Source organism: Streptomyces sp. NPDC017225 (assembly GCF_044331465.1).
Taxonomy (GTDB): domain Bacteria; phylum Actinomycetota; class Actinomycetes; order Streptomycetales; family Streptomycetaceae; genus Streptomyces.
On the sequence record NZ_JBIRNE010000004.1, the window covers coordinates 81,300 to 94,466 of the forward strand.

A 13,167-nucleotide genomic window follows, 5' to 3' on the forward strand; every position below is an offset into this window, starting at 1 on the left:
GCCGGTCGCCCGGACGGCTGCGGTGCCGGTCGTCGTGCCGGTCGTCGTGTCCGTCATGGCGTCGCCGCCGTTTTCGCTTCCGTCGCCCTCGTTTCCGCCGTCGGTGGCCGGGCCGGTTCGGCGGGCGGGTGGAGCAGGGTGGCCGTCGCCCGGTCGCAGATCGTCCGTACGCGTTCCACGGGCAGGCCCAGCAGGGCGGCGGCCTGCTCCTCGGCGACTCCCTCGTACATCCTGAGCACCAGGACCAGGCGTTCCTGCGGGGCGAGCCCGCCCAGGGGGCCGACGGCGCGCCGTCGGGCCCGGCTCAGGCCGCCGCCGTACCGGTGCCAGGCCTCGCGGGCGAAGCGGGTGGCCAGGTACTCGCGGGCCCGGTCGTACGGGTCCTCCCCGTGCAGCCGGTCCCAGTACGCGTACGTGTGCGCGAGGGAGAGGGCCAGCAGCCGTCGCGCGCTCGGGTTGGCGCCCGGCGGCTCGGCCGTGAGCAGGGTGGCGGCGTGCAGGAGCCGCCCTGCCGCGCCCGCGACGAACGTCTCGAACTCCCGGGCCCGGCGGGCACTGTGGGACGCTTGCCGTTCTCGCACCGCGCCTCCCGACCGGACGGCGACGACCCCCGGGTCTCATATCAGGCCAGGGGCGGCCCACCGGTCAAGAGCCCGGTGCGAACCGCCCCGGAAAGCCCGTGAAAGGTGGCTCAGGAGCCCGACGGCGACTCCTGGCCCGACGACATGCCCGGCGGGGCCATACGGGCGGACAGGGCGCCGTTGAAGCGGGTGAGGAGCGAGCAGAACGCCTCGCGCTCCTCGGGTGCCCAGTCCTGGGTCAGTTCGGCCATGAGCCGACGCCGGGAGGACCGGACCTCTTCCAGCCGCGACACGCCGCGCGGGGACAGCTGGAGCACGACGGCGCGGCCGTCCTCGGGGTGCGAGGTCCGCTTGACGAGCCCGGTGTCGACCAGCGGGGCCACCTGCCGGGTGACCGTCGAGGAATCGATACCCATGCTCGCGGCGAGCGCCTTCACGCCCATCGGACCCTCTTTGTCGAGGCGGTTGAGGAGCAGGTAGGCGGCGCGGTCCATGGAGTTGCGCACCTGCCCGACCCCGCCGAGCCGGGTCTGTTCGGCACGGCGGGCGAAGAGCGCCACCTCGTGCTGGAGCGTCTCGAGAAGACCGGTGTCACCGGCGGTCGTCATGTCCATCGACATTTCAGGCGTTGTGGGCATGGCCGGGGGCTCACTTCGTGGAAGGCTGCTGATTGGGGGACAGGGTACGCGGCCGGGCGGTGAGGCGTACCGGCGCTGCGCAAAGCGGGTCTCGGAGGTTGGTCACAGCGGCCCCGAGCGCTCGCGAACTGCGATGCTGGAGACATGAGCTACAGCACGGCCGCCCTTGTCGGACCCGTCACCCTCGACGACGTGCGAGGAGCCCAGAAAATGCTCTCGGGCGTGGCGCGGGTGACGGCCATGGAGGGCAGCAGGCATCTGTCCCAGCTGGTCGGCGCGCCGGTGCACCTCAAATGCGAGAACCTCCAGCGGACGGGTTCGTTCAAGCTCCGCGGCGCCTACGTCCGCATCGCCGGGCTGCTGCCCGAGCAGCGGGCCGCGGGGGTGGTCGCGGCGAGCGCGGGCAACCACGCGCAGGGCGTGGCCCTGGCGTCGTCACTGCTCGGTGTGCGGTCGACGGTGTTCATGCCGAAGGGCGCGCCGCTGCCGAAGATCAGCGCGACCCGGGAGTACGGCGCCGAGGTGCGGCTGCACGGACAGGTGGTCGACGAGACGCTGGCCGCCGCGCAGGAGTACGCCGAGCGGACGGGCGCGGTGTTCATCCACCCCTTCGACCACCCCGACGTCATCGCGGGCCAGGGCACGGTCGGGCTGGAGATCCTGGAGCAGTGCCCCGAGGTGCGGACCATCGTGGTCGGCATCGGCGGGGGAGGGCTGGTGGCCGGAACAGCGGTCGCGGTGAAGGCGCTGCGGCCGGACGTGCGGATCGTGGGCGTGCAGGCGGAGGGGGCGGCGGCGTATCCGCCGTCGCTGGCGGCGGGGCGTCCGGTGGCCGTCGAGAATCCCGTGACGATGGCCGACGGCATCAAGGTGGGGCGGCCCGGTGACGTGCCGTTCGGGATCGTCGGCGAGCTGGTGGACGAGGTCCGTACGGTCTCCGAGGACGAGCTGTCCACGGCTCTGCTGCTGTGCCTGGAACGGGCGAAACTGGTCGTGGAGCCGGCCGGAGCGAGCCCGGTGGCGGCGCTGCTGAGCGAGCCGGACGCCTTCGAGGGGCCGGTGGTGGCCGTGCTGTCCGGCGGCAACGTGGACCCGGTGCTGATGCAGGGCGTGCTCCGGCACGGCATGGCCGCGCAGGGCCGCTACCTGGCGGTCCGGCTGCGTCTGACGGACCGGCCCGGCGCCCTGGCCACACTTCTCGGGGTGCTCTCAGCGGTCGACGCCAACGTCCTGGACGTGAGCCACGTCCGGACCGATCCGCGGCTCGGACTCACGGAGGCGGAGGTCGAGCTGCACCTGGAGACGAAGGGCCCGGAGCACTGCGCCGAGGTCGGCCGGGCGCTGCGGGAGGCCGGGTACCCCGTCATCGGCTGACCTGTCACCGTTGGGCCGGTCACCGTTGGGCCGGTCACCGTTGGGCCGGACACCGACTGTCCTGGCGCAGACTGGGTCACTCGTTCGAGAAACCGCATTGTGGGACGCGATACATCGCGTTACGGTGTGTGCGATGAAGCGCTCGCTGCGCGGAGAGAAACGTACAAACCTAGGCTTTTCGAAGAATCCCCGACGACGTGGAGACTCATATGCCAGGCGCCATCTATGCCGAAGGCCTGGTGAAAACCTTCGGCGAGGTAAGGGCTCTGGACGGCGTCGACCTCGACGTCCCCGAGGGCACGGTCCTGGGCCTGCTCGGGCCGAACGGCGCGGGAAAGACGACCGCCGTCCGCTGCCTCACCACCCTGCTGCGTCCGGACAGCGGCCGGGCGGTCGTCGCGGGCATCGACGTGCTCAAGCAGCCCAACGACGTACGGCGGTCGATCGGCCTCTCCGGCCAGTTCGCCGCGGTCGACGAATACCTGACCGGCCGGGAGAACCTCCAGATGGTCGGCCAGCTCTACCAGATGCGGGCCAAGGCCGCGAAGGCCCGGGCCGGCGAGCTCCTCGAACAGTTCCACCTCGCGGACGCCGCCGACCGCCCGACGAAGACCTACTCGGGCGGCATGCGCCGCCGGCTCGACCTGGCGGCCGCCCTGGTCGTCTCCCCGCCCGTCATGTTCATGGACGAACCGACGACCGGCCTCGACCCACGCAACCGGCAGGAGCTGTGGGAGGTCATCAGACAGCTCGTCGCCGGCGGTACGACCCTCCTGCTGACCACGCAGTACCTGGAGGAGGCCGACCACCTCGCGCACGACATCGCGGTCGTCGACCACGGCCGCGTCATCGCCCGCGGCACCTCCGACCAGCTCAAGGCGCGCACCGGCGGAGAGCGCGTCGAGGTCGTGGTCCACGAACGGGAGCACATGGGGACGGCCGCCGAGGTGCTCGGCGGGTTCGGCAAGGGCTCGACCACCGTCGAAAAACACACCCGCAAGCTCACCGTCCCCGTCACCGGTGGCGCGAAGCTGCTCGCCGAGGTCATCCGCGAACTCGACAGCCGAGGCATCGAGATCGACGACATCGGCCTGCGCCGCCCCACCCTCGACGACGTCTTCCTCTCCCTCACCGGCCATGTGGCCGAGGACAAGGGGAACGGCCCGGCGGCCGACGCCGGCCGCGAGGACAGGAGCACCGGCCGCAAGGACGAGAAGGAGGCCGCCAAGTGAGTGCCGCCACCGACACCGCGCGGACCGCGGCGCCCGCGGGCGCCTTCGGCCAGTCCGTCCGGGACTCCCTGGTCATCGCCCGCAGGAATCTGATCCGGATGACCAGGATCCCCGAGATGGTCCTGTTCGGGATCATCCAGCCGGTGATGTTCGTGGTCCTCTTCACCTACGTCTTCGGTGGCTCGATGAAGATCGGGAACACCACCGATCCGGACGTCTACAAGGACTTCCTGATGGCGGGCATCTTCGCGCAGACCGTCACGTTCGCCACCGCCGGATCGGCGGCCGGCATCGCCGACGACATGCAGAAGGGGCTCGTCGACCGCTTCCGCTCCCTGCCGATGGCCCGTGGCGCGGTGCTGACCGGCCGCACTGTCGCCGATCTCGTGCAGACGTCCATCACGCTGCTCGTGCTCGCGATCGTGGCGCTGATCGTGGGCTGGCGCACCGGTTCCGCGGCCCCGGCCAACGCCGGGCAGATCCTGGCCGGCTTCGGCCTGCTGCTTCTCCTGGGATACGCCTTCACCTGGATCGGTGCGCTGATCGGCCTCTCCGTGCGAACGCCGGAGGCGGCGACCTCGGGCGGGATCATCTGGCTCTTCCCGGTGACGTTCGTGTCGAACGCCTTCGTGGACTCCAGCCAGATGACGCCGTGGCTTCGGCACATCGCCGAGTGGAACCCGTTCAGCGCCACCGTGCAGGCCTGCCGCGAGCTGTTCGGCAACCCGGGCGTCGTGCAGTCCGACGCCTGGCCCATGCAGCATCCGGTCTGGGCCTCGTTGATCTGGTCCGTCCTGATCATCGCGGTCTTCCGGACGCTGGCGGTCCGCAAGTACCGCTCGGCCGCCTCATGACGACGAGCCCCCGGCGTCACGGGATTCACCGGGACGCCGGGGGCTCGGCAACGACAGGCGGCCGGCCGGGTACAGCACCCGGCCGGGGGGGAGGGTTCGGGTCAGCCGTTGTAGGGCTCGGCCTTGAGGATCTTCACAGAGGCCGGCTTGCCGTTGGGCAGCTCGTACTGCGCGTCCTCGCCGACCTTGTGGCCCATGACGCCCGAGCCCAGCGGGGACTGCGGCGAGTAGGTCTCGATGTTCGAGCTCGCGTACTCGCGCGAGGCGAGCAGGAAGGTCAGCGTGTCGTCCTCGTCACCGTCGAAGGCGATCGTGACGACCATGCCGGGCGCCACCGCGCCGTCCGCGGCCGGAGCCTCACCGACCTTGGCGCTCTCGAGCAGCTGGGTCAGCTGGCGCACGCGGAGCTCCTGCTTGCCCTGCTCCTCCTTCGCCGCGTGGTACCCGCCGTTCTCACGGAGGTCGCCCTCCTCACGGGCCGCGGCGATCTTGGCCGAGATCTCGGTGCGCGCAGGACCAGTAAGGTATTCAAGCTCCTCCTTGAGCTTGTTGTACGCCTCCTGGGTCAGCCAGGTGACGTTCTCGCTGGTCTGGGTCACGGGTGCTCCTCGTTGGTACTGGGAATACAAATCAACGCCCTACCCAGAAGGATGTTCCTTCACGGAAGGGCGAAACCACGAGCCTAACAATTCAGTGGCCAAAGGGGGAGGACATAAGCCACCAGATTCATGTCACCGCAGGTCAGCGCGTACGGATTCGCGCCGACGGGGCTGGGCGGGGTCAGCCCGTGTGGCAGCCGAGCAGCTCGGCCGTGGTGCCCGCGGCCTTCGTCCTCAGGGTGACGACCCTGTCGATGCGCGTGGAGTCCCCTTCGAAGCGGAAGTCGGCCCGGCCGACCTCGTCGCCGTCCTCCGCCTGGGAGCGCACCGTGCAGTAGCCGACGGCGCCGGCGTCCTTGCGGACCTCCAGGTGCACCTGCACCGAGTCCTCCGCGAGCTCGAAGCCGATCAGCTCGCCGCTGATCTCGTTCTGGGCCACGTAGTGGTAGCCGAACCAGCCGATCACCGCGAGCAGGACGGCACCGAGCACGGCGCCGACGACCTTGAGCGTGCGGTCGGCCTGCTCGTCCGAGGAGCGGCCGTACCGGCTCTCGGGCGTCTGCGTGCTCGCCGTACTCATGGTCGTCCTCTCGGCAGGAGCCGGTGTTCCCGGGCTCCGGAATTATTCGGCTCCCGATTCGGTCACTATAGAAGCCTCCCACCCGCCACCCGACCGCCGCCCCTCAACGACGCCCCTGTGGGGCGGCACCTATTGGATCGCGCCGACGCACACGGGCGCCGACTGACCGAGGATTGAGTCTTGACTGACCAGCTGCGACTGATGGCCGTCCACGCCCACCCCGACGACGAGTCGAGCAAGGGCGCGGCCACCATGGCGAAGTACGTGTCCGAGGGGGTGGACGTGCTGGTCGTGACCTGCACGGGCGGAGAGCGCGGCTCCATCCTCAACCCCAAGCTCCAGGGTGACGCGTACATCGAGGAGAACATCCACGAGGTACGCAGGAAGGAGATGGACGAGGCCCGCGAGATCCTGGGCGTGGGGCAGGAGTGGCTCGGCTTCGTCGACTCCGGCCTGCCCGAGGGCGACCCGCTGCCGCCGCTGCCGGAGGGGTGCTTCGCCCTGGAGGACGTCGACAAGGCGGCCGGTGAGCTGGTGCGGAAGATCCGTTCCTTCCGTCCCCAGGTGATCACCACCTACGACGAGAACGGCGGCTATCCGCACCCCGACCACATCATGACCCACAAGATCACGATGGTGGCCTTCGAGGGCGCGGCGGACACCGAGAAGTACCCGGAGGCCGAGTACGGAACGGCGTACCAGCCGATGAAGGTCTACTACAACCAGGGCTTCAACCGGCCCCGCACCCAGGCGCTGCACAACGCGCTGCTGGAGCGCGGTCTGGAGTCGCCCTACGGGGACTGGCTCAAGCGCTGGTCGGAGTTCGAGCGCGCGGAGCGCACGCTCACCACGCACGTTCCCTGTGCCGACTTCTTCGAGATCCGCGACAAGGCGCTGATCGCGCACGCCACGCAGATCGACCCCGACGGCGGCTGGTTCCGGGTGCCGATGGATCTCCAGCGGGAGGTCTGGCCCACCGAGGAGTACGAGCTGGCGAAGTCCCTCGTCGATACCTCCCTCCCCGAGGACGACCTCTTCGCGGGCATCCGGGACAATGCCTGACATGAGTGCAAGCGCAAGCCTGGCAATGACGCACCTCGTCACTCTCGCCGAACTCGACGAGGACAAGGTCACCCCCGGTGTCCTCGGTTTCATCGTCTTCGCGGTGATGGCCCTGGCGGTGTGGGGTCTGATGCGGTCCATGAGCCGGCACATGGGCAAGGTCGACTTCAAGGAGACGCCGGAGGCGGAGGCGGAGGCCTCCGGAGTCCCGGTGGAGCCGCAGAAGGGGTGACGCGGCCACCCGGCGCCGGGGCGCGGCAGGGGTGGGTACGCGGTGCCGCCGCGTCCGCCCGTGCCGCCCCGGGGCGAGACACGGCTGCCCGCGGCCGGTGCGGCTACGCCGTCGTCACCGCCACCCCCATCACCTCCCGGGCCTGGCGGCCCGGGACCATGCCCAGGTGCCAGGCCCGCCAGCCGGACTCCAGTCGGACGCCACGTTCCAGGAGCAGCCGGTACGCCTCCACGTAGTCGTCCAGCTTGGTGTCCCGTGCCGGGTGGCGGGCGCGGGACAGCTGGGCCAGCTCCTCCTGTGCCACCGCCGTACCGACCTCCACGCCCCCGGGGGCGGCGTACGGCAGCAGTGTGCAGCGCAGGAAGCGGGCCCAGTCCTCCCCCCGCAGGTCGCCGTAGGCCGCGAAGAGCGCCGCCGCCTCGTCGCACAGCGCCAGCGCCTGCGGCGTACGGGCGTTGCCCGCGTCCACGACCGCCAGCTCCAGACAGGTCCACGCCTCCCCGTGGCCGACGCCGATGCGCTGGAAGTCGGCCCGGGCGTCGACCAGGAGCTGCCGGGCGAAACCCGAGTTGCGCAGCGAGCCGGTCTGGGCGGCACGCTGGTCCCGGGTGACCCGCGCCGAGTGGTGCCGGGCGCAGGCCAGGCCGTACACGTCCCGCATCCGGGAGAACATGGTGCGGGAGCGTTCCAGCTCGCGGACCGACTGGTCCAGGTCGCCCGTCTCCTCCAGGGCCTGGCCGACGTAGTAGACCGTCCACGCCTCGCCGCGCGCGTCCTCGTTCTCCCGGTGCCGGGCCGCCGCCCGCCGCAGCTCCTCCAGGGCCTCGGGCGCGTCGCCGTCCGCCAACCGCGCCCGCGCCAGCTGGGTCAGCGCCCAGGCCTCACCGCGGGCGTCCTGGGTGCGGCCGTACAGTTCCAGGGCCGCGCGCAGGTCCGTCCCCGCCCGCGGTACGTCGCCCATGCGCAGGTGCAGCTGACCGAGCTGGAAGTGGGCCCACGCCTGGCCGTGCACCGACTCGCCCGCGCGGTGCAGTACCAGCGACTCGGTGAGCAGCTCCAGGGCCTCCGCCAGCCGGGCCCGGTCCCGTTGCACCGCCGCCAGCGCGTGCAGCGTCCACGCCCGGTCGGTGTCCAGTTCGGGCGCGGCCTGGAGGTCCAGCGCCTCCCGCAGCTTCGCCGCCGCCTCGGTCAGGTTGCCCTGGTGGTGCAGGGTGATGCCCAGCGAGCACAGGGCCCGGGCCGCCCCCGCGTCGTGGTGGGCCTCCCGGTACAGGTCGACCACGGAGGTGAGTGTCGTCCGCGCCTTGTCCAGCTCGCCGAGCTGCCGGGCCGCGATACCGGTACGCCACTGCACCGACCGCACCAGCAGTCCCTGGTCCACGGACTGCGCCAGCTCGCTGATCTCGCCCAGCCGGTACAGGTCGCCGCGCAGCAGGCAGTAGTCGCACAGCGCGCCCAGCAGGTTCAGCACCGCGCCCTGGTCGACGCCCTCCGCGTGCCTGAGCGCCGCCGTGATGAAGCTCGACTCGTCGTCCAGCCAGCGCAGCGCCTCGTCCAGGGAGGTGAAGCCGTAACTCCCGAACCGGTCCGAGCGGGTCGACATGTTGCCGTCGACCAGGCGCAGCACCGAGTCGGCCAGCTCGGCGTAGTTCGCGATCAGCCGTTCCTGCGCCGCCGCCCGCTCGCCCGGCTCCTCCTCGTCGGCGAGCCGGGCCTCGGCGAAGGCCCGCACCACGTCGTGCAGCCGGTAGCGGCTGCCCCGGACGTGGTCGAGCAGGCCCGCCCGCGACAGCGCCGCCAGCTGCCGGGAAGCCTCCGTCTCGTCCGTGGCCAGCACCGCGGCGGCGGCGGCGGCGCCCAGTGAGGTGCGCCCGGCCAGCGCCAGCCGGCGCAGCAGCCGCCGGGCCGGTTCCGGCTGGTCGGTGTAGCGCAGCCACAGTGCCCGCTCGACCGGCTCCACCGGCCCGTACGCGGCCAGGTCGGTCGCCAGCGTGCGCGGCGAGCGCGGGCCCAGCGAGGACCCCGCTACCCGCAACGCCAGCGGCAGGCCGCCGCACAGCTGCCGGATCCGGTCGGTGGAGTCGGCGTCGTACGGTCCCGACGCGTCCTCGGCGGCGGCGCCCAGCAGTTCCTCCGCGCCCGCCGCGTCCAGCGCCTCGACCGGGAGGTGGTACACCCGTGCGGGCAGGTCGGCGGGCAGCTCCAGCGCCTCCCGCGCGGTGACCAGCACCAGGCTGTCCGACCGCTCCGGCACCAGCGCGCGCACCTGCTCGGCGCTGGAGGCGTCGTCCAGTACGACGGTGACCGGCACGCCCGTCAGATGCTGGTGGTACAGCTCGCTGAGCCGCTTGACCTGCTGGGCCGCCGACGACCGCTCTCGGAACAGCAGCTGCTCGCGGGGCGCCCCGAGCCGGTTCAGCAGATGCAGCAGGGCGTCCCGGGTGCCCAGCGGCGACTCCCCGCCCGACACGGGCCCCGCCCCGCCTGACCCGGCCCCGCCGGACGCGGCACCGTGCGACCCCTCCCCGCCGGACGCGGCACCGCGCGGCCCGGCCCCGTCCCCGCGCAGGTCGACCACGCAGGCCCCGCGGAAGTAGTCCCGCAGCTCGTGCGTGGCCCGCACCGCGAGCGTCGTACGGCCGCTGCCGGGCGCCCCGTGCAGTACCACCACCGTCGGCTTCGTCTCGGTGCTCGCGCGGGCCGCCTGCACCCACTGCCGCAGCCGCGCCATCTCCTGCCGCCGGCCCGCGAAGGTGCCCTCCGGCTCCGGGAGCTGCGCGAACGACTGCTCCAGCGCGCTGCGTCCCCGGGCCGCGGCGCTCTTGTCGGCACCCCGCAGCCTCGGCCCGGCCGCCGCCTTCTTCGGCCCGGTGGACGCGGCGAGCATCCGCTGCTGGTCCAGGAACGGCCGGATGCCCCGTACCTCCAGCGCCGTCAGCCACTGCAACCGCAGCTGCTCGGGACCGCCGGGCTGACTGACGGCACCGGCGCGGTGGTGGGCGGCCGGCACGTGGGAGCCGACCACCTTCACCACGGTCGCCGCGGCGCCGACGACCCCGACGGTCACCCCCGCGCCCACCGCCGTACCCGTGCCGGTGCCGAGCGCCATGTCGGCCACCACCGCGGCGACCGCCGCCACGGCGGCCACCAGCAGGGGAGTGCCGGCGCCCTCCCGGGCGTAGCGCTGCCGGAAGGTGAGCTGTCCGGCGGCCGCCTCGTCGAGGGCGTGGGTGTAGGCCGCGTACTCCTCGGCGGCCGCCCCGGCCATCGCGTCCAGCGATCCACGGGCCCGGGACAGCAGCACGTTGCCGTCCGTGCGCCCGCCCGAGCGCCGTACCTCCTCCTCCACGGCCCGCCTCAGTAGCCCCTCGGCCTCCGACCGATGACTGTCCCGCATGTCGCGCCCCCTCCGGCGGCATCGGTGTCACCCGGGTGTCCCCAGACCTCGCTGGGACCCTCCCGGCCCGTCCCCGGGTCCTTCCCCACTTGTGCGTCGGTCAAGTGTCCTGCGACGGGGAGGCTCTGGGGAGAGGTCCGCACAAGGTACGACGGCGTGCCGTCCGGGGGCGCGCGGGTCCTGGTGTCGCAGGGGCGGCGCGGCATCATGCGCTTGGGAATCCGTCGTCTGGAAGCATCGCTACAGATATCCTGGTGCGCCTGCGGAGCGGCGCTCGCTGACATGACGCGGCTTGGCCAGGCGTTGTAAGACTGGACGGGAGCGTACATGCCGCTGGAGCAGTTCTTCTTGGAGAACTATCGCTGCTTCAAAGAGAGGCAGGCGGTGGAACTCGGAAAGATCACCGTAGTGCTGGGCCGGAACAACGCCGGCAAGAGCGCAGTCGTACGAGCGCTCCCGGTCCTGTCAACGGGTATTCGGACGGATTCCCCGTACCCCTTGGACCTGGATCCCATCCATGGCTTCACTCCTTCTTTTACCGACCTCATTCACGGATCGTCGCCCCATGGGCGTATTCATGTGGGAGCCTCGTTCCGCACAGCGGGTGGGCAAGTTCTCGACGTCAACGCAGAAATCCAGAACATCGCCGATCAGGGAACGCAACTGGTCTCGTCACTGGAGATCTCTGTTGGCTCGGAGAGTGAGCGATTCTCCTGGGTCCCCGGCCCGGACGCCTACTCGTCGGAGAAGCGCACGTATCGCGTCGGCGGCGAAGAAAAACGCCTGTCATTCCGTGGGATTCTGCCTGATGGTTCCGATTGGTCCGACTCTGTCGGCGGGTTCAACAGGATTTCAAGTGCGATTCGTTACGAGTTCGACGACATTCGTTACCTGGGCCCCTTCAGGAAAGATCCGGAACGCTTCTTCCGAGTCTCGAACAGGGCTTCCGGAAGTGTCGGTGCCAGGGGAGAAAGGGCGCTCGGCATACTGGCCGCAGATGAGATGCGCGGCCGTGGCCGTATCACAAGTGAGGTCAACCGTCTCCTGACAGGAATACTGCCCGGCTGGCGCATCGCAGTCACGGACGTCGGGGCAGGAATGTATGTTCCTCGGCTCTATTCGAAGCGCGATCCCGATCTTTACGTTCATATCGACGACGTCGGTACGGGAGTGGTCCAGTTCCTCCCCATACTGATCCAACGCGCCGCTGACAGGGTGCAACCACCGTCCAGTCCTGTGATCGAAATCGTGGAGGAGCCCGAGCTTCACCTCCATCCGTCGGCGCACGCGTCGATCGCAGACCTCTATGTTGATGCTGTGCAGGAGTCGAGCGTGCGCTTCCTGGTGGAGACGCACAGTGAGAACTTCCTCCTGCGTCTACGCCGGCGAGTGGCGGAAGAGCGACTGAAGCCAGAAGACCTGAAGATCTACTTCGTAGAACAGGCCGATGAATCTGCTTTCCTGCGCAAGATCAACGTAGATGCGTTCGGGAACATCGACTACTGGCCTACAGGGATCTTCGCGGAAGATTTTGAAGAAGTGCGCGCTCTTGCGAATGCACAGGCGAATCGGGTTGACAGTGCGGGTTGAGATATCGGTTGAACTGCTCATGGACCGCGAGGGCAACGAAAACGCGGAACTCGTTCTCGAGCTGATTTCTTTCTTCAGGAAAGCGAGGCATGAGTGGGTGCTCTCCCCACGTGACGTGGACTTCGTGGACAAATTCTGCCGACATCATGTGCCGACCCTCGCACAGGTGTACCTCCTGCTGGCGCAGAAGGCCAGCAGAATGGCGCACGCCTGGGTGCCCCGCGATGCGAACGCGAATGTGGTCAGGGTGAGCAGGGGAACGCTGGAAGGCGACGTCCGTGACCTGGAGCGGTCCGCCGTGCTCGTGGTGGAGAACGCGAACTACGACTGGCAGATGATCGAGGCGCTGGCGAATCTGTTGGGCTGTGAAGACATCGTGGCCGCCAAGAAGGACAACCGTCTCGGTGTCTACAACGGAGGTGGCAAGCACGGCGCGTCCCAGCACGCCGTTGAGCAGGTCGCGACGTTCACGAGAACCAAACGCGTGGTCCTGGTAATCGACAGTGACAGCTACCGTCCCGGAGAACGGACCAACAACCACAATCAAGCTGATGCCGTGGTGAGTGAAGGCGGACACTCTCACGTGCTGAGATTCCGGGAGATGGAGAACTATATTCCTAATCGCGCACTGGCCCGGCAGGCGAAGAACTCCGGCGCGCACGCGCGCATGGCGAAGCGGCTGGAATCTCTCAAGCAGTTGACCGCCGAGCAACGTGCGCACTTCGACATGAAGTACGGTTTCAAAGGGAAACCGAGGAAAGGACCCGAGTCTTCGAACAGGAAGCCTCGACGCTCTGGTAAAGCAGGGCAAACCTACCAAGTGCCACCTCAGCACCGTGACCTCTATGACGGGGTGGACGAGCGACACCTCATCACCCTGCAGGAAGGATTCGGGACAGATCTGCCGGCGTTCTTTTTGCAGGAAGTGCGGAAGGGCGGGATCTCCGAGAGGGACCTGGACGGCCTCGCGCTCGGAGCGGCAGATGAGTTGCGATCGATGCTGGACAAGATTCGGAACGTGATCTGAA

At 69.8% G+C, this 13,167-nt stretch carries 12 protein-coding genes; 7 read left to right on the forward strand and 5 right to left on the reverse strand.

Annotated elements, in window-relative coordinates; genetic code table 11:
• Positions 1-53: 53 nt before the first annotated feature.
• Both ACH4NX_RS11055 and ACH4NX_RS11060 read right to left on the reverse strand, forming a co-directional pair.
• Positions 54-581 carry a sigma factor-like helix-turn-helix DNA-binding protein gene (locus ACH4NX_RS11055; RefSeq protein WP_398127921.1) on the reverse strand — a complete coding sequence of 176 codons (528 nt, stop codon included), beginning with the start codon at positions 579-581 and terminating at the stop codon, positions 54-56.
• A gap of 110 nt (positions 582-691) precedes the next feature.
• Positions 692-1,219 carry a MarR family winged helix-turn-helix transcriptional regulator gene (locus tag ACH4NX_RS11060; protein WP_398127920.1) on the reverse strand — a complete coding sequence of 176 codons (528 nt, stop codon included), beginning with the start codon at positions 1,217-1,219 and terminating at the stop codon, positions 692-694.
• Between the two features lie 144 nt (positions 1,220-1,363).
• On the opposite strand from ACH4NX_RS11060, the gene ilvA reads away from it, so the two are divergent.
• From ilvA to ACH4NX_RS11075, 3 genes are all read left to right on the forward strand, one after another.
• Positions 1,364-2,593 carry a threonine ammonia-lyase gene (ilvA, locus tag ACH4NX_RS11065; protein WP_351397451.1) on the forward strand — a complete coding sequence of 410 codons (1,230 nt, stop codon included), beginning with the start codon at positions 1,364-1,366 and terminating at the stop codon, positions 2,591-2,593.
• 209 nt (positions 2,594-2,802) lie between these two features.
• Positions 2,803-3,825, forward strand: coding sequence for an ATP-binding cassette domain-containing protein (locus ACH4NX_RS11070; protein WP_351397449.1), 1,023 nt, complete (start codon positions 2,803-2,805; stop codon positions 3,823-3,825).
• A complete protein-coding gene (locus tag ACH4NX_RS11075) occupies positions 3,822-4,679 on the forward strand; it encodes an ABC transporter permease (RefSeq protein WP_351397446.1) in 858 nt (285 codons plus the stop codon). The genes ACH4NX_RS11070 and ACH4NX_RS11075 overlap by 4 nt, the downstream gene beginning before the upstream one ends.
• Positions 4,680-4,780: 101 nt before the next feature.
• Here ACH4NX_RS11075 and greA read toward each other — a convergent pair whose 3' ends face one another.
• Complete coding sequence (greA, locus tag ACH4NX_RS11080) at positions 4,781-5,278, reverse strand: transcription elongation factor GreA (protein WP_351397443.1); 498 nt, start codon at positions 5,276-5,278, stop codon at positions 4,781-4,783.
• A gap of 181 nt (positions 5,279-5,459) precedes the next feature.
• Positions 5,460-5,858 carry a DUF4307 domain-containing protein gene (locus ACH4NX_RS11085; RefSeq protein WP_351397440.1) on the reverse strand — a complete coding sequence of 133 codons (399 nt, stop codon included), beginning with the start codon at positions 5,856-5,858 and terminating at the stop codon, positions 5,460-5,462.
• A gap of 180 nt (positions 5,859-6,038) precedes the next feature.
• Here ACH4NX_RS11085 and mca point away from each other — a divergent pair, with 180 nt between their 5' ends.
• Complete coding sequence (mca, locus tag ACH4NX_RS11090; RefSeq protein WP_398127919.1) at positions 6,039-6,920, forward strand: mycothiol conjugate amidase Mca; 882 nt, start codon at positions 6,039-6,041, stop codon at positions 6,918-6,920.
• On the forward strand, positions 6,913-7,152 hold the full coding sequence (locus ACH4NX_RS11095; RefSeq protein WP_398127918.1) for a hypothetical protein: 240 nt from the start codon (positions 6,913-6,915) through the stop codon (positions 7,150-7,152). The genes mca and ACH4NX_RS11095 overlap by 8 nt, the downstream gene beginning before the upstream one ends.
• 103 nt (positions 7,153-7,255) lie before the next feature.
• Here the strand turns inward: ACH4NX_RS11095 and ACH4NX_RS11100 are convergent, their stop codons facing one another.
• The gene (locus ACH4NX_RS11100) at positions 7,256-10,549 is read right to left on the reverse strand and encodes a tetratricopeptide repeat protein (protein WP_398127917.1); all 3,294 of its coding nucleotides are present in this window, start codon (positions 10,547-10,549) and stop codon (positions 7,256-7,258) included.
• 327 nt (positions 10,550-10,876) lie between these two features.
• Between ACH4NX_RS11100 and ACH4NX_RS11105 the strand changes: the two genes are divergently transcribed.
• Both ACH4NX_RS11105 and ACH4NX_RS11110 read left to right on the forward strand, forming a co-directional pair.
• Positions 10,877-12,139: a DUF3696 domain-containing protein gene (locus tag ACH4NX_RS11105; RefSeq protein ID WP_398127916.1), complete on the forward strand. Its 1,263-nt coding sequence runs from the start codon at positions 10,877-10,879 to the stop codon at positions 12,137-12,139.
• A 19-nt stretch (positions 12,140-12,158) separates the two neighbouring features.
• Complete coding sequence (locus ACH4NX_RS11110) at positions 12,159-13,166, forward strand: hypothetical protein (RefSeq protein ID WP_398127915.1); 1,008 nt, start codon at positions 12,159-12,161, stop codon at positions 13,164-13,166.
• Position 13,167: the final 1 nt, after the last annotated feature.

Coding starts and splice junctions, on each gene's coding strand:
- ACH4NX_RS11060 (WP_398127920.1), bottom strand. CDS start 1,219: ATGCCCACAACGCCTGAAATGTCGATGGACATGACGACCGCCGGTGAC.
- ilvA (WP_351397451.1), top strand. CDS start 1,364: ATGAGCTACAGCACGGCCGCCCTTGTCGGACCCGTCACCCTCGACGAC.
- ACH4NX_RS11070 (WP_351397449.1), top strand. CDS start 2,803: ATGCCAGGCGCCATCTATGCCGAAGGCCTGGTGAAAACCTTCGGCGAG.
- ACH4NX_RS11085 (WP_351397440.1), bottom strand. CDS start 5,858: ATGAGTACGGCGAGCACGCAGACGCCCGAGAGCCGGTACGGCCGCTCC.
- ACH4NX_RS11095 (WP_398127918.1), top strand. CDS start 6,913: ATGCCTGACATGAGTGCAAGCGCAAGCCTGGCAATGACGCACCTCGTC.
- ACH4NX_RS11100 (WP_398127917.1), bottom strand. CDS start 10,549: ATGCGGGACAGTCATCGGTCGGAGGCCGAGGGGCTACTGAGGCGGGCC.
- ACH4NX_RS11105 (WP_398127916.1), top strand. CDS start 10,877: ATGCCGCTGGAGCAGTTCTTCTTGGAGAACTATCGCTGCTTCAAAGAG.
- ACH4NX_RS11110 (WP_398127915.1), top strand. CDS start 12,159: ATGGACCGCGAGGGCAACGAAAACGCGGAACTCGTTCTCGAGCTGATT.